Origin of the sequence: Mycobacterium gordonae, assembly GCF_001417955.2 — a bacterium.
Taxonomy (GTDB): Bacteria; Actinomycetota; Actinomycetes; order Mycobacteriales; family Mycobacteriaceae; genus Mycobacterium; species Mycobacterium gordonae_B.
Genome location: NZ_LKTM01000046.1, coordinates 21,712 through 40,761, shown reverse-complemented (window position 1 = coordinate 40,761; position 19,050 = coordinate 21,712). Strand labels below are relative to the sequence as shown.

The 19,050-nt window shown below is 68.4% G+C and carries 15 protein-coding genes; 9 read left to right on the top strand and 6 right to left on the bottom strand.

The genetic code is table 11. The features are described from left to right. The first annotated feature begins 107 nt into the window (after window positions 1–107). The gene (locus tag AO501_RS06970) at window positions 108–1,253 is read left to right on the top strand and encodes an AI-2E family transporter (protein WP_055577031.1); all 1,146 of its coding nucleotides are present in this window, start codon (window positions 108–110) and stop codon (window positions 1,251–1,253) included. Here AO501_RS06970 and AO501_RS06965 read toward each other — a convergent pair. From AO501_RS06965 to trmB, 4 genes are all read right to left on the bottom strand, one after another. Further along, the gene (locus AO501_RS06965) at window positions 1,250–1,714 is read right to left on the bottom strand and encodes an RICIN domain-containing protein (protein WP_055577030.1); all 465 of its coding nucleotides are present in this window, start codon (window positions 1,712–1,714) and stop codon (window positions 1,250–1,252) included. The two genes, AO501_RS06970 and AO501_RS06965, sit on opposite strands and share 4 nt — an antisense overlap. A gap of 104 nt (window positions 1,715–1,818) precedes the next feature. Continuing rightward, window positions 1,819–4,647 (bottom strand): MMPL family transporter, encoded by a 2,829-nt coding sequence (locus AO501_RS06960; RefSeq protein WP_055577029.1) that lies wholly within the window; start codon window positions 4,645–4,647, stop codon window positions 1,819–1,821. Window positions 4,648–4,696: 49 nt separating this feature from the next. Beyond that, window positions 4,697–5,410 (bottom strand): NYN domain-containing protein, encoded by a 714-nt coding sequence (locus AO501_RS06955; protein WP_055577028.1) that lies wholly within the window; start codon window positions 5,408–5,410, stop codon window positions 4,697–4,699. 4 nt (window positions 5,411–5,414) lie between these two features. Then, entirely contained in the window at window positions 5,415–6,170 is a 756-nt protein-coding gene (trmB, locus tag AO501_RS06950) for a tRNA (guanosine(46)-N7)-methyltransferase TrmB (protein ID WP_055577027.1), read from the bottom strand. Window positions 6,171–6,267: 97 nt separating this feature from the next. Between trmB and AO501_RS06945 the strand changes: the two genes are divergently transcribed. The 7 genes from AO501_RS06945 to AO501_RS06915 all read left to right on the top strand — a co-directional run bounded on the left by AO501_RS06945 (window position 6,268) and on the right by AO501_RS06915 (window position 16,283). After that, window positions 6,268–7,221 (top strand): hypothetical protein, encoded by a 954-nt coding sequence (locus AO501_RS06945; RefSeq protein WP_055577026.1) that lies wholly within the window; start codon window positions 6,268–6,270, stop codon window positions 7,219–7,221. Window positions 7,222–7,253: 32 nt separating this feature from the next. After that, window positions 7,254–8,726 carry a hypothetical protein gene (locus AO501_RS06940; RefSeq protein ID WP_055577079.1) on the top strand — a complete coding sequence of 491 codons (1,473 nt, stop codon included), beginning with the start codon at window positions 7,254–7,256 and terminating at the stop codon, window positions 8,724–8,726. A 145-nt stretch (window positions 8,727–8,871) separates the two neighbouring features. After that, the gene (locus tag AO501_RS06935) at window positions 8,872–10,701 is read left to right on the top strand and encodes a phosphoenolpyruvate carboxykinase (GTP) (RefSeq protein ID WP_055577025.1); all 1,830 of its coding nucleotides are present in this window, start codon (window positions 8,872–8,874) and stop codon (window positions 10,699–10,701) included. Between the two features lie 66 nt (window positions 10,702–10,767). Next, complete coding sequence (locus tag AO501_RS06930; RefSeq protein ID WP_055577024.1) at window positions 10,768–12,240, top strand: PPE family protein; 1,473 nt, start codon at window positions 10,768–10,770, stop codon at window positions 12,238–12,240. A 340-nt stretch (window positions 12,241–12,580) separates the two neighbouring features. After that, complete coding sequence (locus tag AO501_RS06925; protein WP_055577023.1) at window positions 12,581–13,801, top strand: sodium:proton exchanger; 1,221 nt, start codon at window positions 12,581–12,583, stop codon at window positions 13,799–13,801. A 17-nt stretch (window positions 13,802–13,818) separates the two neighbouring features. Then, the gene (gene fadD4, locus AO501_RS06920) at window positions 13,819–15,342 is read left to right on the top strand and encodes a fatty-acid--CoA ligase FadD4 (protein WP_055577022.1); all 1,524 of its coding nucleotides are present in this window, start codon (window positions 13,819–13,821) and stop codon (window positions 15,340–15,342) included. Between the two features lie 2 nt (window positions 15,343–15,344). Continuing rightward, window positions 15,345–16,283 (top strand): enoyl-CoA hydratase/isomerase family protein, encoded by a 939-nt coding sequence (locus tag AO501_RS06915; protein ID WP_055577078.1) that lies wholly within the window; start codon window positions 15,345–15,347, stop codon window positions 16,281–16,283. Here the strand turns inward: AO501_RS06915 and AO501_RS06910 are convergent. Together AO501_RS06910 and AO501_RS06905 are read right to left on the bottom strand one after the other, a co-directional pair. Further along, window positions 16,277–16,657 (bottom strand): CD225/dispanin family protein, encoded by a 381-nt coding sequence (locus AO501_RS06910; protein ID WP_055577021.1) that lies wholly within the window; start codon window positions 16,655–16,657, stop codon window positions 16,277–16,279. The genes AO501_RS06915 and AO501_RS06910 overlap by 7 nt on opposite strands. A gap of 109 nt (window positions 16,658–16,766) precedes the next feature. Then, complete coding sequence (locus AO501_RS06905) at window positions 16,767–17,927, bottom strand: acyl-CoA dehydrogenase family protein (protein ID WP_156452364.1); 1,161 nt, start codon at window positions 17,925–17,927, stop codon at window positions 16,767–16,769. A 129-nt stretch (window positions 17,928–18,056) separates the two neighbouring features. Here AO501_RS06905 and AO501_RS06900 point away from each other — a divergent pair, with 129 nt between their 5' ends. Further along, window positions 18,057–19,046 (top strand): MaoC family dehydratase, encoded by a 990-nt coding sequence (locus tag AO501_RS06900; RefSeq protein WP_055577020.1) that lies wholly within the window; start codon window positions 18,057–18,059, stop codon window positions 19,044–19,046. The last annotated feature ends 4 nt before the right edge of the window (window positions 19,047–19,050 follow it).

Below are 19,050 nucleotides of genomic sequence, written 5' to 3'. Positions count from 1 at the left end.
CCGGCCTCCGGCGCATCGTTGCACGTCGCTGACGTGTCGGCGTTGTTCTGAGGTCGTAACCGGATCGTGGCGGCCGGGTTTGCGGGAGATCCCGATAGGCTGGCCCAATGTCGGCAACGGTGGACGACGAAGCGGTAAGCCCCCTGGTTCGCAAGACCGCGGCGTGGTCCTGGCGACTGCTGGTGATCGTCGCCGCCGCCGTCGCGTTGCTGTGGGTCGTCGACCGGCTCGAAGTCATCGTGGTGCCGGTGTTGCTGGCGTTGATGCTCAGCGCTTTGCTGGTGCCGGCGGTCGACTGGCTGGACGAGCACGGTCTGCCGCGCGGCGCCGCGGTGACGATGGTGTTGCTGAGCGGGTTCGCGATCCTGGGCGGCATCCTGGCGTTCGTTGTCAGCCAGTTCATCGTGGGTGTGCCCGATCTGGTCAAGCAGGTGGAGCACAGCATCGACAGCAGCCGCAGATGGTTGATCGAGGGCCCGGCGCACCTGCGCCGCGAGCAGATCGACAACGCGGGCAACGCGGCGATCGAAGCCCTGCGCAACAACCAGGCGAAGCTCACCAGCGGTGCGCTGTCCACCGCCGCCACCATCACCGAACTGGTCACGGCGGCCGTCCTGGTGCTGTTCACCCTGATCTTCTTCCTGTACGGCGGGCGCAACATCTGGCAATACGTGCAGAAGATCTTCCCGGCCCACGTCCGCGACCGGGTGCACGCGGCCGGTCACGCCGGGTACGGCGCCCTGACCGGCTACATCCGGGCCACCTTCCTGGTCGCGCTGACCGACGCGGCCGGTGTGGGCGCCGGGTTGGCGATCATGGGGGTCCCGTTGGCGCTGCCGCTGGCCTCCATCGTCTTTCTGGGTGCCTTTGTGCCGCTGATCGGTGCCCTGGTATCGGGTTTGCTGGCCGTGGTGGTGGCGCTGCTGGCCAAGGGCATGCTCTACGCGCTGCTGACGCTCGGCCTGCTGATCGTGGTGAATCAGCTCGAAGCGCACATACTGCAGCCGCTGGTGATGGGCCGTGCGGTGTCCATTCACCCGCTGGCGGTGGTGCTGGCGATCTCCACCGGCGGTGTGCTGGCCGGCATCGTCGGTGCGTTGCTGTCCGTTCCGACGGTGGCATTCCTGAACAACGCGATGCAGGTGCTGCTGGCCCGCGATCCGGAGGCCGAGGCGGCAGAGCAGGCCAACGACGAAGAGGTGTCGGCGATTTTGCAGGCTAAACCGGACAAGCCGGACAAACGGGACGCTTAGGGCACCAGATCCCAGCCCTGGTCGACGTCGCCGCCGCAGAACCGGGTGGACACCCACGTGCCTGGGTTCGGGCCGCCCAGGACGGTGAGGCACCCGTCCAGGCTGATCATGATGTGGCCGTTGGGCTGCGGGCTCCAGTGCTGGTTGAACCAGTTCAGGCAGGGCCCGAGGTGTGCCGTCCACCGGTCCTCGTTCGGCGACGTCAGGCAGTTCCCGGGAAACGCCACGCTCTCCAGCTGCTCGCCGTTCTGATTCCAGCGCTGGGAGTCGGCCCCGTTGCAGGGGTTGACCACTACCGCTGTCAACCAGCTGCTGTCCGGTGCGTCCAGGCAGACGTCGCCCATGCGGCTTTTCACCTGTACCGGGCCGTCGGCGTTCGCCGGAGCAGCGCCGAGCAGGGCGGTGCCGAGCACTGCAGCGATTGCGACGAAGGCACCGCTGACCGGTCGAAAGTTGCGCATAGCCAACGATTCTCATCCAGCCGGGCCGCGAGGGCGCGCAAATGTACACCGAATGCGGCGTGTCGCCGTACAAACGCGGGCGCTCGCCGGGAAAAACGAGCCCTCTAGAGCCGGCCCTCGCGACGCAGCAGGTCCTGCGCGGACAGCCCACCGCCGCCGGTACGACGCCGGCGGGACGTGTCCACCGTGCCGTCCTCCTGGATGCCGCGGGCGTTCAGCTTCTCGGTGGCCGTCTCGGAATCGTCACCCTCGGGCCGCTGGGCCGGCAGGGCCGCGGTCTTGTCGGACGCGTCCGGTGCCGGGGCGGGTTCCGGGCGGCTGCCTGCCACCGGCATCTTGTTCGTCTCGCCGGCAGAGGGCGGGGTGGCGTTCTTGGGCGCGGGGCCGCGGCCGGCCGGACGGGGCGCCGGGCCGTTGCGGGTAGCCCCGGGCGCCGAGAGCCGTGTGGTGGGAGCCTCGGTGGCCTGCGGAGTGGCGCGCACCGGAACCTGCGGCGCAGGCGACGGCGACGGCGACGCGGGCGCCAGCTCCGGCTGGGCTGCCCGGGTCAACGCGGCCGGGTGGGTCGGGTCGTGCGGCTTGCGCGGCGCACCGGCACCGGCCGCCACCAGTCCGGCCGTCACCGGCGGCCGTGTCTTGCTGGCGGGACGCTTGCGCTCGTCGGGCAGCTGGATCTCGCCCAGGCCGATGCGGTTCTGCAGGCGTCTCATCCAGCGCGGTGCCCACCAGCAGTCGTCGCCGAGCAGCTTCATCACCGACGGAACCAGGAACATCCGGACCACGGTCGCGTCCAGCAGCAACGCCGCCATCAGACCGAACGCCAGATACTTCATCATCACCAGGTCGGAGAACACGAACGAACCCGCAACCACCGCCAGGACCAGCGCGGCCGCGGTGATCAGGCGACCGGTGGTGGCCGTGCCGATGCGGATCGATTCCTGGGTGGACATGCCGTTTTCGCGTGCCTCGACCATGCGGGACACCAGGAACACTTCATAGTCGGTCGCCAGGCCGTAACCGACCGCGACCACCAGCGCGATGATCACCACCATCAACGGCGTGGGCGTGAAGTTCAGCAGTCCGGCGCCATGGCCTTCGATGAATATCCACGTCAGGATGCCCATCGTGGACCCGAGCGTCAGCACGCTCATCACCGCTGCCTTGATCGGCAGCACCACCGATCCGAACGCCAGGAACATCAGGACCATGGTCGTGCTGATCAGTACCAGCACCATCAGCGGCGCCTTGTCCACCAGGCTGTGAATCGAGTCCTGTTCCAGCGCCGGCGTCCCGCCGACGAGTATCTCGATGCCCTTGGGTGGCGTTATCGCGCGTAATTCCTCGAGCTTCTTCGACGAGTCAGCCGGGTTCTGCAACCCGTTCTGCAGCACCCGGACCGACGGGTCCTTGGACCCGCCCGGCGCCTGCGGGCGTTCCTGCCACATGTTCGACGGGTCGTTGTCCTGCTCGATGAACCCGCTGATCTGCATCGCTTTGCTGCGGACGTCCGCAACCTGCTGGTCGGTGACGGGCTGATGGTTCGTCGACTCGATCACGATCGTCAGCGGATTCGTCCGGTAGCCGGGGAAGAGCTTGTCGAAGTGCTCCTGCGACTGGCGCGCCGCGTTGTTGGGCGGCAGGTACTTCTCGCTCATGCCGCCCAGCGACATGTTGCCCAGCGGGATGATCAGCAGGATCATCCCCACGACGATCGGGATCGCGAACGCCAGCGGGCGCTTCATGACGAAGTTGGTCAGCTTGCCCCAGAACCCGGCTTCGACCTCTTCGCGGGTCTTGGTCTTCTGCAGGCGGTCGGCCAGCCAGTTCAGGTAGGCCCGCGAGACCTTCCAGTTCCGCAGGAAGGGAACCCGGAAGGCGGTCCGCACACCCAGCGCGTCCACGTGCTTGCCGAGCACGCCCAGGCAGGCGGGCAGCAGCGTGATGGACAGGATCGCGGCCAACGAGACCGCCGTGATCAGGGCGTAGGTCAGCGACTTCACGAAACCTTGCGGCAGCAACAACAGGCTGGCACCCGAAGCGGCGATCAGCACCGCCGAGAACACCACCGTCCGGCCCGCCGTCATCACCGTGCGCCGTACCGCGGCCTCGGTGTCGTAGCCCTCGGCGATCTCTTCCCGGAACCGGCTCACCACGAACAACCCGTAGTCCACCGCGATACCGAGACCGATCAGCGAGACCACCGGTTGGGCGAAGAAGTGCACCGGCCCGAACATCGCGATCAACCGCAGGATGCCCAGCGAACCGGCGATGCTCAGACCGCCGACCATGACGGGAAGGCAGGCCGCGACCGCGCCGCCGAAGACCAGGAACAACACGACCGCCACCAGCGGCAGCGCCAGCACCTCCATGCGGCGCTGGTCGGTGGCGATGGTGCCGGTCAGCGCGCTCGCGACCGGTTGCAGGCCGGCCAGCTGGACGGTGCCGCCGTCGAGCTTCTGCAGTGCCGGCTCGATGGTCTTGTAGTTGGTCAGGATCGTGTCGTCGTCGTCGCCCTTGAGCGGGATCGACACGAACGTGTACTTCTTGTCGTCGGTCGCCATGCCCTTGATGACCGAGCTGGTGCTGTCGGGTGCGCGCAGGTAACCGGCCCAGCCGAACACCTCTTTGGGATGGTCGGCAACGAACTGGTTCAGCTCGTCGGAGATCTTCTTCGACCACGCCGGGTCGGTGACGGTCTTGCCGTTAGGCGCATGGAAGATGGCGACGACGTGGCCGGTACGGTCGCGGCCGTACACCTGGTCGCCGAGCACCGAGGCCTTCACCGATTGGCTGCCGTCGTCGTAGAAACCGCTCTGCGTCACGTGCTTGCCCAGGCTGAGACCGAAGATGCCACCGCCCAGGCACAGAGCCACCGTGACCCCGATTACGATGTACCGGATCCGGTACACAGTTCGACCCCACCAGGCGAACACGTAAGCTCCTTACTGGATCCTCAACGACCCGCGTTTTGATCTTTGGTTGTCACACACGCGAGGTCAACAGCGACGACAGCGGGCGGAACGGCTGCAGCCAAGCCCCCTGCTCAGGTAGCGAATCGAGGCCGATTCGCGGCAGTGGCTCCCGGAAAACGCCTGCAATGTCCTCCAGGTCGACGAACTCCAAGGTATCCGACGCTAGCGCCCAACTGGCGTGTTCACGAAATCCGAGCACCTGTACTGGGGTTCCGGCGCGGGCCACCGCCTCCAGCGGCAGGCGGAACGCCTGACCGTCGGCCGAGGCCACCACCAGGCCCGCGAGGCCTTCTGCGAAGCGCTGGTCAATGTGTTCGAGCATGTCGCGGTCGACGTCGCTGTCCTCGTCGATCTTGGGTTTGGCGAAGACGGCGAAACCGACGTTTCGCAGGGCGTCCACCCAGGGCCGCACCACTTCGGCGCTGCCCGGTGCGATGTTCGTGAACACCGTGGCCTCCGGCTCGACCCGGAAATCTTCGGCTACGCCGCTACCGGCCGCGACCTCGGCGGTCCGCGCCAGCAACCAGCGCCCCAGCGCATCGAACCGGGGCCGTTCCACCCCCGTGGGCCGCCGGCCCAGGATCGAGCCCAGGCCCATGTCCAGATTCGGGGCGTCCCACACCAGCAGGACCCGCTTGACCGGTTTGGTAATCGGCTCGGCCAGGCTCAGCATGGGTGCCAGCGAATCGGAGGACTCCGTTTCCACTTCTTCAGTAATGCTCATGTGCTCAGATCCGCTTCCATACGAACTCGCAGACGTGGCTGCCCGCTTCTTGAGCCTTCGTCTCGTACTTGGTAGTGGGACGACTGATGGAGATCGGTAGTGACTCGGTGTCGCTGCCGACCCGGACGAGCCGGGACTCCGCATCGCCGACCTCCCCGATGTGCTCTGCGTAGCCGGGATGATCGGTTGCGGCATGCAGCACACCCCCGGGGAGTAGCCGATCGGCGATGAGGGAAACCGTGCCGGACTGCAGCAGCCGGCGCTTGTGATGGCGCGCCTTCGGCCATGGGTCGGGGAAGAAGACTCGAACCCCGGTCAGCGATTGCGGGGCGATCAGGTTCTTGAGCACGTCGACGCCGTTGCCGCGGATCAGCCGGATGTTGCTCACCTGCTCGGCGTCGATGGCGCACAGCAATTGCGCCAGGCCGCGGCGGTAGATCTCCACCGCGATGACGTCGATGTCCGGCTCGGCCTGCGCCATCGCCAGCGTCGACGTTCCGCTGCCGCACCCGATTTCCAGCACGAGCGGCGCGCTGCGGCCGAACCAGGCCCGGGTATCCAGAGGTGCGTCCGGGGTCTCGCCTGGCGGGGTGTCGGCCTGACGGCCGAGCTGCGGCCACAGCCGCTCCCAGGTCTGGCGCTGGGCGTCGGACAGGGCCGAACGCCGCGACCGGAAACTCGAGGCAGGCAGATAGCCCCAGGGCGCGTCGGGCCGTAACCCAACCCCGGGTTGCGCGTGCATCCGTCCATGGTGGCCCATGAAGGCCGGGTGTAGCCGCCTCTGGTCCAGATTGATACCCAACAGTTGCCTTCGGCTGGTATCAGGCGGGGACCTGGCTCGCGCGCCGGCGAGGTAGATGCCACCATTCGGTGCGGGTGCACATCGAGGGGACGGGGGGCAGCAGATTTTCGCCGACGAGCTGATGCGATTCACCCGGGGGGCCGCTGACCAGCGTGTTGTGGCGGTGGCCGAACGGGTTGCGGCGCCGCTGCGGGTGACGGTCCGCGGGCGACGGGGGGTGGGGCGCAGCACGGTCGCGCGCGCCCTGAGCCGGTGGTTCACCGTGGTGGAAAGCGGCGCGGACCTCGAGGTTCAGGTCATCGCCGAGGCGGTCAAACCAGAGGACTCGGCGCCGGGCCCGGTGCTGGCGGTCCTGAACAAGGCCGACCTGACCGGCTTCGGCGGTGACGGCCCGATGGCCGCGGCGAGCGCACGGTGCCCCGAGTTCGCCGAACGTCTCGGGGTGCCGGTGCTCCCGATGAGCGGGCTGCTGGCCCTTGCTGCGTTCGACGCGTTTGATGACCCCGGCGCCGCGCGCTGGGCGGCGCTGCGCGCGCTGGCCGCGGAACCCGCGCCGGCTCCGATACCGCGAGAGCTGCTGGCCGGCCTGGATCTGTTCGGGGTCGCCCTGGGGGTCGCCGCGCTGCGGCAGGGGAGCGGGCCCGCGCAGGTGCGGGCGCTGTGGCGACGCCTCAGCGGCTTCGATGAGGTGGTCGACCGGCTTGTCGCCGCCGGAGCTCCGGCGCGCTACCGCCGGGTGCTCGACGCCGTCACCGAGCTGGAGGCCCTGGCGGTCACGGATCCGTCCATTGGCGAATTCCTCAGCTCCGACGACACCGTGGTCGCCCGGATGGCCGCCGCGCTGGACGCCGCGCAGGCCTGCGGGCTGGAAGCCGGCCCGGAGGAGCCGCTGCAGCGTGCGGCGCACTGGCAGCGCTACCGCCGTTCGGCGGGCAGTGGCCTGCACCGTGCCTGCGGCGCGGATATCGCCAGGGGGGCGTTGCGCCTGTGGTCTCAGGGGCCGAGGTGACCCGCGACGATCCCGCGGCCCGCGTCGATGCCATGGTGGCGGCCGTCGGGCCGAACCTGGGTCCGCCGGCGATCAACCGGCGTGACGTGGTGCTGGTGACGGGGCCGTGGCTGGCCGGGGTCAGCAGCGTGGCTGCCGCGCTGCGACAACGGATTCCGCACCGGACGTTCGTTGAGTCGGGCGAGCTGGGGGCCGGCGAGGCCCCGCAGGGCGTGGTGTTCGTGGTGTCGGCGTCGGCCCCGATGACCGCCTCCGATTGCCTGCTGCTGGACGCCGCGGCCGAGAACACCGACGCCGTGGTGGCCGTGCTGGCCAAGATCGACGTCCATTTCGGCTGGCGCGACGTGCTCGAGGCCAATCGGGACACGCTGGCTGCCCACGCACCGCGGTACGGCAACGTGCCGTGGGTCGGCGCCGCGGCCGCTCCGGAGGTGGGCCGGCCGCAGGTCGACGACCTGGTCGTCATCGTCGCCGCTCAACTCGCGGACTCCGATCTGGTCCGCCGCAACCGGCTGCGGGCCTGGGAATCGCGGCTGCGGACGGTGGCCCAGCGCTTCGACCGGGACGCCGACGGCGCCGGCCGGCAAGCGCGGGTCGACGCCCTGCGCGACGAGCGCAGCGCGACCCTGCGGCAACGGCGCCAGTCGCGATCCGAGCGCACCATCACGCTGCGCGGACAGATCCAGCAGGCCAGGGTCCAGCTGTCCTACGGCGCGCGCAACCGGGCCGCCGCGCTGCGCGGTGAACTCCAGGAGGACATCGCGGGGCTGTCCCGGCGGCAGATCCCTGGATTCGCCTCCGCTGCCCAGGCCCGGCTCGATGAGGCGGCGGGGGAGAGCGTCGCGGCCGCCGACGCCCACCTAGCCGAGGTCGCGTCGGCCATGGGGGCGCCGCTGGACCTGCCGCCGGTCAACATACCGACGGTCCCGGTCTCGCCACCTCAGCTCAAGTCACGCCGCCTCGAGATGCGGCTGATGATGGTCTTCGGCGCCGTGTTCGGGCTCGGGGTGGCGCTGACGCTGAGTCGGCTGATCGCCGGTCTGACAGCCGGCCTGCACCCGGGGCTGACCGCCGCGGGAATCGCCGCGTGCGTGGCGGTGGGGCTGGCGACGACGGCGTGGGTGGTGAGTGTACGCAGTCTGCTCAGCGACCGCGCCGCGCTGGACCGCTGGGCGGACGACGCGACGGCATCGCTGCGTGCGGTCGTCGAACAGTTGGTGGCCGGCCGGGTACTGGCGGCCGAGTCGCTGCTCAGCACCGAGGTCACCGCCCACGATGAGGCGGAGAACGTCCGGGTCACCGACCAGGTCAGCGCGATCGACGGCGAGCTGCGCGAACATGCGCTGGCCGCGGCGCGGGCCGCGGCGGTGCGCGACCGGGAGATGCCGACCATCCAGGCGGCGCTCGACGCGGTGCGGGCAGAACTCGGCGAACCGGGTATACCGAAGCAGCGGGGAATCTCTCGGGCCGAAACCTCGACGCGGTACGAAAACAGACCTTTCTGAATCGGTCTTGTGAGCAGGCTTATACCCTCCTGGGACTTACGCGACAAGTGATGCGCGATAATCTGAATAAGAAAGCGTTAAGTGTGCTGAACACGCATGCCACTGGAACCGACGATTACCGAGCACCAGAATTCAGGAGAGTTCGATGACCTCAGCGACCATCCCCGGCCTGGACAACGCACCCACCAACCATCAGGGGCTGCTGTCCTGGGTGCAGGAGGTCGCCGAACTCACTCAGCCCGACCGGGTGGTGTTCACCGACGGCTCCGAGGAGGAGTTCAACCGGCTGGCCGAACAGCTGGTCGAGGCCGGCACCTTCACCCGGCTGAATCCGGAGAAGCACCCCAACTCATACCTGGCCCTGTCCGACCCGTCCGACGTCGCCCGCGTGGAGTCGCGCACCTTCATCTGTTCCGAGAACGAGATTGACGCCGGTCCCACCAACAACTGGAAAGACCCGGGCGAGATGCGCTCGCTCATGACGGACCTGTACCGCGGTTGCATGCGTGGCCGCACCATGTACGTGGTGCCGTTCTGCATGGGCCCGCTGGGCGCCGATGACCCCAAGCTCGGCGTGGAGATCACCGACTCCGAGTACGTCGTCGTCTCGATGCGCACCATGACCCGGATGGGTAAGGCCGCGTTGGAGAAGATCGGCGACGACGGGTTCTTCGTCAAGGCCCTGCACTCGGTGGGCGCGCCTTTGGAGGAGGGTCAGGCCGACGTGCCGTGGCCGTGCAACGACACCAAGTACATCACCCACTTCCCGGAGACCCGCGAGATCTGGAGCTACGGCTCCGGCTACGGCGGCAACGCGCTGCTCGGCAAGAAGTGCTACTCGCTGCGCATCGCCTCGGCGATGGCCCACGACGAGGGCTGGCTCGCCGAGCACATGCTGATCCTCAAGCTGATCTCGCCGGAGAACAAGGCCTACTACTTCGCCGCCGCGTTCCCCTCGGCGTGCGGCAAGACGAACCTGGCGATGCTGCAGCCCACCATCCCCGGCTGGCGCGCCGAGACCCTCGGCGACGACATCGCCTGGATGCGGTTCGGCAAGGACGGCCGTCTGTACGCCGTCAACCCCGAATTCGGCTTCTTCGGGGTGGCGCCGGGCACCAACTGGAAGTCCAACCCCAACGCGATGCGCACCATGGCCGCCGGCAACACCGTCTTCACCAATGTCGCGCTCACCGACGACCACGAGGTCTGGTGGGAAGGGCTGGAGGGCGAGCCCGACCACCTGATCGACTGGAAGGGCAACGACTGGTACATCCGAGAGACGGAAACCAAAGCCGCGCACCCCAACTCGCGCTACTGCACCCCGATGTCGCAGTGCCCGATCCTGGCTCCCGAGTGGGACGACCCGCAGGGCGTGCCGATCTCCGGCATCCTGTTCGGCGGTCGCCGCAAGACGACCGTCCCGCTGGTCACCGAGGCCCGCGACTGGCAGCACGGTGTGTTCATCGGTGCCACCCTGGGCAGTGAGCAGACCGCCGCTGCCGAGGGCAAGGTCGGCAACGTACGCCGCGACCCGATGGCCATGCTGCCGTTCCTCGGCTACAACGTGGGCGACTACTTCCAGCACTGGATCAACCTCGGCAAGAACGCCGACGAGTCGAAGCTGCCGAAGGTGTTCTTCGTCAACTGGTTCCGCCGCGGCGACGACGGCCGCTTCCTGTGGCCGGGCTTCGGCGAGAACAGCCGCGTCCTGAAGTGGATCGTCGACCGCATCGAGCACAAGGCCGGCGGGCGCACCACCCCGATCGGCACCGTTCCGGCGGCCGAGGACATGGACCTCGACGGCCTGGATGTCGAGGCCGGTGACGTGGCGGCGGCGCTGGAAGTCAACACCGAGGAGTGGCGCGCGGAACTGCCGCTGATCGAGGAGTGGCTGGAGTTCGTCGGCGAGAAGCTGCCGACGGGCATCCGGGACGAGTTCGACGCGCTCAAGGAGCGGCTGCGCGACGCGGAGTAACCGCTGGTCCGGCTGTTTCTGCGGAAACGTCAATTCGGCGCGGTACTCCGTCGTAGAGTCCCGGCCATGAGTTTCGCGATGTTGGCGCCCGAGATCACGTCCGCCCAGATGTATTCCGGCGCGGGGTCCGGGCCGATGCTGGGTGCGGCCGCGGCCTGGGCCGGGTTGGGCGATGAATTGGGTTCGGCCGCAGCATCTTTCGGCTCGGTGACGGCCAACCTGGCGAGCGGGGCCTGGCAGGGGCCGGCATCGGTGGCGATGACGGCCGTGGCCGCTCGATACCGGGACTTTCTGAACGGAGCGGCGGTTCGGGCCGTGACCGCCGCCACCCAGGCGAAATCGGTGGCCGCAATTTTCGAGGCGGCCAAGGCCGCGGTGGCGCATCCGGTCGCGGTCCGGGCGAACCGCCTGCAGTTCGTGTCGGCGATCCGGTCGAACTTCCTGGGCCTCAACGGTCCGCTGATCGCGGCCATCGAAGGCGCCTACGACGAGTTGTGGGCGCAGAACGTGTCCGCGTTGGTGGGGTATCACGGTGCGGCGTCGGCCGCGGCAGCTCAGATCGCGCCGTGGCAGGAGGCACTCGGCGATATCGGCGCGCGCATCGGGCGGGTGGTCGAAACCAACGGGTCCATGGTGAGTGCCAGGGTGGCGGCGAACGACGCCGAGGTCGCCGGCGCGGCGCGCTTCACCAGGGGAGCGCTGGATGCGGCGGCCGTCGAGGCTCGGTTCGGGCGGCCGGGCGCGTGGTGGCACGTTGGCTCGGCAGTCGCTTACGACGCCCAGACGGCAGGGCGACTGCTCGCCGAGAATGCCGCTCTGCCCGCGCAGATCTTCATGAAGGACATCGACATCCTGGCCGCGCCGGGCAGCAGGCCGCCGGCCACCGCGCCCGTCGCGCTGCCTGCCGCCGCGGACGATCTCGGCGCGGCGCTGCGAGCCGACGCGGCGTCGGTCAATCGTGTGCTCGCCGACAACCAGACTCAGCTGTTGCGGGCCGAAGCCGTGACCGAGAGCAGTCTGCGAGCGGCCCAGGCGGCCGTTATGGCGGGTGACCCCGTGGCAGCGGCCAGAGACGTCGCGTCGGCTGTCGCCTATGACGCGGACACGGTGGCGCGGTTAGGCGTCGAAGACTTGTCCCTGCCCGGGGAGCTGATCCGCGAAGACATCGCCATTCTGGCCGGTCTGCCGGCACCGGCGGCTGCACTGCCCGCCGGTCCGAGTAATGCCCTGCACCAGGCCACGGTCGAAGATCTGGTCGGACTGCCCCAGCGGATCTATCAGGCTGACGCGGCCGCGATCGGACACGCGGTCGGCGACACCCAGGCTGAGCTGGTCAAGGCGGCAGCGGCGACCCAGAACGGATTCGGGACGGCGACGCTGGATCTCATGGCGGGTGAGCCCGTCAGGGCAGTCAACGATCTCTCGTCGGCACTCGCCTACGACGCCGCGACCGCCGCCCGCATAGCTGCCCGAGAGGCGGCCCTGGTTGCCGAACTGGCAGCCACCGACTCGGCCATCATCGGCGGCACGTTCAGTTAGCGGTTTGCCAAATCAAATTCTTCGGGTCTGCGAAGTTTTATTTTTAGGGCGTTGATCAGCAAATATTGGCAGATGACATCGCAAAACTCGTAGCTTCGCTAAGTTGCCAGGCGTCCGAAATAAGGTTAGCCTCGGTGTAGCGAAGGGGAGTAGTTCCAGATCGTCGACATCAAGTCGGCGACTGCGGATGGTCGACATACTGGCGGTTCCGGATTCAGTTCGGACGCCCGGTCATCCACCGGGAAGTTTCCGGCGAGCGAGACCTTCGGCCGACAAAATTGTCGGTCCGAGGTCTCGCCGACGCCGACGGGGCCCGGATCGCAGGAACCGAAGGACGCTAATGGCATTGATCGCCGAACGCCGTCGGACCCGGACCCCCGCAGACGCACTGCTGCGCTCGCTGCTGACCACCCTGATTTTCATCGCACCGGCGCTGGTCGTGCGCTGTGCCGGGCTGCACCCCGCGCCGGTGGTGTCGCTGGTCGTCTACGGGGCGGCCGTCGTCGCGGCGAGTTTTCTGCTTGCCTGGGCGGCGGAGGCGGCGCAGATCGACGTCTCCGGGGGTCTGGCCATCGCCGTCCTCGCCCTGATCGCGGTGCTGCCGGAATACGCCGTCGACCTGTACTACGCCTACCAGTCCGGCTCCCACGCCGAATACACTCAATACGCCGCGGCGAACATGACCGGCTCCAACCGGTTGTTGATGGGCCTCGGCTGGCCGGTGGTGGTGCTGGTGGCGCTGTGGGTGGCACGGAAGGCGAGTGGGCCGACGGCTGCGCTGCAACTCGAGCGCGGCAACCGGGTGGAACTGGGTTTCCTGCTGGTCGCGGGAATCGCCGCGTTCGCGGTTCCGGCGACCGGCCGCATCCACATCACGCTCGGCATCGCCCTGCTGGGCTGGTTCGGGTTCTATCTCTACCGGCTCAGCCGCGGCGTCGTGGAGGAGCCCGAACTGATGGGCACCGCCGCGGCCCTGGGCGCCCTGCCCGACCGCACCCGCCGCATTGCCGTCATAACCCTGTTCGCGGTTGCCGCCGGGGTGGTGCTGGCGTGCGCAAAACCGTTCGCGGAGAGCCTGATCGGGGCCGGCACCGAGCTGGGCGTCGACCGGTTCCTGCTGGTGCAATGGCTGGCGCCGCTGGCGTCGGAAGCGCCGGAATTCGTGATCGCGATCATCTTCGCCGGCCGGGGCAAGGGCACCGCGGCGATCGCCACGCTGATCTCGTCGAAGGTCAACCAGTGGACCCTGCTGGTGGGCTCGCTGCCGATCGCGCATCTGGCCGGCGGGGGTGGCGCCGCGCTGGTGCTGGACGGCAGGCAGATCGAGGAGATGTTGCTGACCGCGACCCAGACCCTGATGGGGGTGGCGCTGATCCTGGCGCTGCGCTTCCACCGCTACACGGCGTGGGCACTTTTGGCGCTGTTCGTGGTGCAGTTCCCGGTCGCGTCGACCGAGGGCCGGTTGGCGCTCAGCGGGGTGTATGCGGTGCTGACCATCGGCGCGCTGCTGGTGAACCGCCGGCATGTGTTGCCGACGGTGCGCGCACCGTTCGTTGGCTGACTTCGTAGCATTCAGCCATGCAGATTCGCCCGCACGCGCAGGCCCATCCCGACAAGCCGGCCGTCATCCTGTACCCGTCGGGCACCGTGGTGACTTTCGGGGAACTCGAGGCGCGCGCCAACCGGCTGGCGCACTACTTCCGTGCTCACGGGCTGCGCGAAGGTGACGCCGTCGCGATTCTGATGGAGAACAACGAACACATGCACGCGGTGATGTGGGCGGCCCGGCGCGCCGGGTTGTACTACGTCCCGATCAACACCCATCTGGCCGCGGCCGAAGCGGCCTACATCGTCGACAACAGCAACGCCAAGGCAATCGTCGGTTCGGCGGCGATGCGGGATCTCTGTGCGGAACTCGGTGAGCACCTTCCCAAGGGGTTGCCGGGGGTGCTGCTCCTTGCCGACGGGGACCTCGAGGGCTGGCAATGCTATCCGGATTGCGTTGCAGATCAACCGGATACCCCGATCCCCGACGAGATCGAGGGCGACCTGCTGCAGTACTCGTCCGGCACCACCGGCCGGCCCAAGGGCATCAAGCGCGAATTGCCCCATGTGCCACCGGAAGACGCGCCGGGCATGATGTCGGCGCTGGTCGGGTTCTGGATGGACCTCGACACCGTGTACCTGAGCCCGGCGCCGCTGTATCACACCGCGCCGTCGGTGTGGTCGCTGACCGTGCAGGCGGCCGGCCTCACCACCGTGGTGATGGAGAAATTCGATCCCGAAGGGACGTTGGACGCGATCCAGCGCTACCGGGTGACCCACGGCCAGTTCGTCCCGGCCATGTTCGTGCGGATGCTGAAACTACCTGAGGCCGTGCGTAACTCGTACGACCTGTCCAGTCTGAAGCGGGTGATGCATGCGGCGGCGCCGTGCCCGGTGCTGATCAAGAAGCAGATGATCGAGTGGTGGGGCCCGATCGTCGACGAGTACTACGCGTCCTCGGAGGCCATCGGTTCGACGCTGATCACCGCCGACGAGTGGCTGGCCCATCCGGGCTCGGTGGGTAGGCCCATGGCGGGCGCGCTGCACATCCTGGGGCAGGACGGCAAGGAGTTGCCGCCCGGGCATCCCGGCGAGATCTACTTCGAAGGCGGGTACTCCTTCGAGTACCTCAACGACCCGGCGAAGACCGCGGCCTCGCGCGATACACACGGCTGGATGACCGTCGGGGACATCGGCTTTCTCGACGAGGAGGGGTACCTCTACCTGACCGACCGCCGCCACCACATGATCATCTCCGGCGGAGTCAACATCTACCCGCAGGAGACCGAGAACCTGTTGGTTACCCACCCGAAGGTGTTGGACGCGGCCGTATTCGGCGTCCCCGACGACGAGATGGGTCAGCGGGTGATGGCCGCGGTGCAGACCGTCGACCCGGCCGACGCCACCGAGGCATTCGCCGGGGAGCTGTCGCAGTGGTTGCGAGAACGGTTGTCGCACTTCAAGTGTCCGCGCTCGATCGTGTTCGAGGCGCAACTGCCGCGGACCGACACCGGCAAGCTCTACAAGAACGAGTTGATCGAGAAGTATTCGGTGTGACCCTGCGGGTAGTCGATCTGTCCCTCGCGCCGGAGCCCGACACGGCTGTGCCGCCGGGGGTGATCGTCGCCTTCGGATCGCCGCACAGCGAGTATTGGCTGGACACAGCGACTTTCACACTGTCAGAGGAACGGTCCGACGATCCCCGGGTGGTCGTCGTCGATTCGGTGCCCCGGGTGCTGGCCGGGCTGACGCAACGTTGCCGGCAGTGGCCGCTGGCCAGCGCGGTCTGTGACGACGTACTGCGCTGCCTGGACCCCGCCGGGGCCACCCTGGCCGGCCTGGTCACCGAGTCCCTGGCCTACTCGACGTTGCAGTCCGGCCCGGAGTTCGCCCGCTGGCTCGCGCAGCGCGGACCCGCCCGGGTGCCGGACAGCGTCAATCCCGTTACCGTGCAACGCGACGGCGACATCCTGCGGATCAGCTTCAACCGGCCGGAGCGGCACAACGCCTTCTGTACCGGCACCCGCGCGGCGTTGCTGGAGGCGCTGGCGGTGGCGCAGCTGGATCCGTCGGTGACCGGAATCGTGTTGAGCGGCAACGGCCCGTCGTTCTGCAGCGGGGGAGACCTCGCCGAGTTCGGCAGCTTCGCCGACCCGGCCAGCGCTCACCTGGCACGCACCCGGCACAGCCCCGCGCTGGTGCTCGACGAACTCACCACCCGGCTCGGGCCGGCGTGCCGCGCGCAGGTGCACGGACGGGTGCTGGGCAGCGGACTGGAGATGGCGGCGTTCTGCGGGTGGGTGCAGGCGGCACCGGACTGCGTGTTCGGCCTGCCCGAACTGGGCCTGGGTCTGCTACCCGGTGCGGGCGGCACGGTCAGCGTCACCAGGCGCATAGGCCGTTGGCGCACCGCATATCTCGTGCTCTCCGGTCACACCGTCGACGCTCAGACGGCGCTGGCGTGGGGTCTGGTGGACGCGATCGGCTTTGCTCAGTAGCCGGAATAGGTGGTGTAGGTGGTCGACGGCGCGTTGGACACGGCCACCGCGATCAGCACCACGTACAGGATGATCGACACCACGATCACCACCGCACCGACGATGGCGCTGATGATGGCCCACTTCTTGGCGTTGCGCGAGGCGTCCTGAGCCTCCTGGTAGCGGCCCTGTGCCCACAGCCCGGAGACCTTGGTGGAGTAGACGATCGACACAATGCCGGCCGGCAGACAGCACAGCACGGTGCTCAGAATCGCCCACACCAGGTAGTTGTCCGGCTCCGGGCCGGCTCCGTAAGCCGGCGGCCCGCCGTAGCCCGGCGGCGGCTGGCCCTGCCAACCCGGGTTGGCGCCGTACGGGTCCGACGGATAACTCATGGCCGCTGCCTTCCCTTGGGTCGCCACTTTGCTGGTGCCTCGCGGCGAGTCAGGCAAATATAGCGCACCCACCGGCGTGCGGGCAGGCCGAAGCGGACCCGCGTTGCGCTCAGATTCCGCCGCGCGACACCAGCTGTGCGGCGATGACGTTGCGCTGGATCTCGTTGGTGCCCTCGCCCACGATCATCAGTGGCGCGTCCCGGAAATAGCGCTCGACGTCGTATTCGGTGGAGTAGCCGTAGCCGCCGTGGATGCGAACCGCGTTCAGCGCAATCTCCATGGCCACCTCCGAGGCGAACAACTTGGCCATGCCCGCCTCCATGTCGCAGCGCTGCCCACTGTCGTAGCGTTGCGCCGCATAGCGGGTGAGCTGGCGAGCGGCGGTGAGTTTCGTTGCCATGTCGGCCAAGTAGTTCCCGACGGCCTGATGCTTCCAGATCGGCCGGCCGAAACTTTCACGCTGCTGGGCGTAGTCCAGCGCGTCCTCCAGCGCCGCGGTCGCCACGCCCAGCGCCCGGGCCGCCACCTGGATCCGTCCGGTCTCCAGGCCCTTCATCATCTGCGAAAACCCTTTGCCCATAACGCCGCCCAGCACGGCAGCAGCCGGAACCCGGAAGTCGTCGAACGAAAGCTCGCACGATTCCACGCCCTTATAGCCCAACTTGGGCAGGTCCCGCGACACCGTCAGACCCGGCCCGTGCTCGACCAATAGCACCGAGATGCCCTGGTGCCGCGGCGTGGCGTTCGGGTCGGTCTTGGCCAACAGCGCGATCAGCCCGGAGCGGCGTGCGTTGCTGATCCAGGTCTTGGAACCGTTGACCACCAACGTATCCGGGTCCGCGGCCGGCAGCGCGGTGGTGGTCATGTTCTGCAGATCGGAGCCGCCGCCCGGTTCGGTGAGCGCCATGGTGGCACGCAGTTCGCCAGTGGCCATGAGCGGCAGATACTTTCGCTTCTGCTCCGGGGTGCCGAACAGGGTCAGCAGCTTGGCGACGACGGTGTGCCCGCCCATGGCGCCGGCCAGGCTCATCCAGCCGCGGGCGAGTTCCTGGGTCACCTGCACATAACACGGCATCGAGACCGGTGAACCGCCGTACTCCTCGTCGATGGCCAGGCCGTAGATGCCGATGCGCTTCATCTGCTCGATCCAGGCCTCGGGGTAGGTGTTGGCGTGCTCGACCTCCCGCACGGTGGGCCGCACATCGCGGTCGATGAACGCCCGCACGGTGGCCACCAGCATCGCCTCGTCTTCGTTGAGTTCAGTACTCACCCGACTCCTTCCCGCTGTCGGCCGAGCGTGAACGGGGCGACGTGCGACCGGCGTGTCGCGTCGTCATATTCACTCTCGGCGAGGCGCGTGTTTGACCCTCGCTGAGACAGCCTGCCAGCATGGCATTCCGTGACTGACGGGTATGCAGCGGTGCGCGAGGGCGGCCCCTACTTCGACGATCTCGCCGTGGGGCAGGTGTTCGACTGGGCGCCTTCGGTCACCCTGTCGCCGGGGCTGGCCGCCGCGCATCAGGGAATCATCGGGGACCGGCTGCGGCTGGCCCTGGACGCCGACCTGTGCTTCGCGGTGACAGGCGCACCGGCCGCGCTGGCGCACCCGGGGCTGGTCTGCGACGTGGCGATCGGGCAGTCGACGCTGGCCACCCAGCGGGTCAAAGCCAATCTGTTCTACCGCGGGTTGACGTTCCACCGGTTCCCGGTGATCGGCGACACCCTCTACACCCGGACCGAAGTCGTGGGTCTGCGCGCCAACACGGCCAAGGCGGGCCGGGCGCCCACCGGGATGGCGGCACTGCGCATGACGACGATCGACCAGGCCGATCAACTGGTGCTGGACTTCTACCGCTGCGCGATGCTGCCGGCCGGGCCGGGCTGGGCGCCCGAAGACGCCGCGACCCGCGGCGACGACCTGTCCGCGCTCGAGGCGGTCCCACCGGCGGTGAACCCCACCGAAACCTGGGACGGCGAGGCCTTCCGCCGCAAGGTGCCGGGCCCGCACTTCGACCCGAAGCTGGCCGGTACGGTGCTGCACAGCACCGGCGACGTGGTCAGCAGTGCCCCCGAGCTGGCCCGACTCACCCTGAACATCGCTGCCACACATCATGATTCGCGGGTGGGCGGGCAACGGCTGGTGTACGGCGGACACACCATCGGGCTGGCGTTCGCGCAGGCCAACCGGCTGCTGCCGAACCTCGCCACGGTGCTGGGCTGGGAGTCCTGCGATCACACCGGCCCGGTGCACGCGGGCGACACGTTGTACAGCGAGTTGCACGTCGAATCGGCTGACACGGGCGTGCTGACGCTGCGTTCGCTGGTCTACGCGGTGGGCGAGCCGGACCGGCAGGTGCTGGACTGGCGCTACCGCGCGCTGCAGTTCTAGACCC

Coding starts and splice junctions, on each gene's coding strand:
- AO501_RS06965 (WP_055577030.1), bottom strand. CDS start 1,714: ATGCGCAACTTTCGACCGGTCAGCGGTGCCTTCGTCGCAATCGCTGCA.
- AO501_RS06945 (WP_055577026.1), top strand. CDS start 6,268: ATGCCACCATTCGGTGCGGGTGCACATCGAGGGGACGGGGGGCAGCAG.
- fadD4 (WP_055577022.1), top strand. CDS start 13,819: ATGCAGATTCGCCCGCACGCGCAGGCCCATCCCGACAAGCCGGCCGTC.
- trmB (WP_055577027.1), bottom strand. CDS start 6,170: ATGGGCCACCATGGACGGATGCACGCGCAACCCGGGGTTGGGTTACGG.
- AO501_RS06910 (WP_055577021.1), bottom strand. CDS start 16,657: ATGAGTTATCCGTCGGACCCGTACGGCGCCAACCCGGGTTGGCAGGGC.
- AO501_RS06970 (WP_055577031.1), top strand. CDS start 108: ATGTCGGCAACGGTGGACGACGAAGCGGTAAGCCCCCTGGTTCGCAAG.
- AO501_RS06935 (WP_055577025.1), top strand. CDS start 8,872: ATGACCTCAGCGACCATCCCCGGCCTGGACAACGCACCCACCAACCAT.
- AO501_RS06940 (WP_055577079.1), top strand. CDS start 7,254: ATGGTGGCGGCCGTCGGGCCGAACCTGGGTCCGCCGGCGATCAACCGG.
- AO501_RS06925 (WP_055577023.1), top strand. CDS start 12,581: ATGGCATTGATCGCCGAACGCCGTCGGACCCGGACCCCCGCAGACGCA.
- AO501_RS06930 (WP_055577024.1), top strand. CDS start 10,768: ATGAGTTTCGCGATGTTGGCGCCCGAGATCACGTCCGCCCAGATGTAT.
- AO501_RS06955 (WP_055577028.1), bottom strand. CDS start 5,410: ATGAGCATTACTGAAGAAGTGGAAACGGAGTCCTCCGATTCGCTGGCA.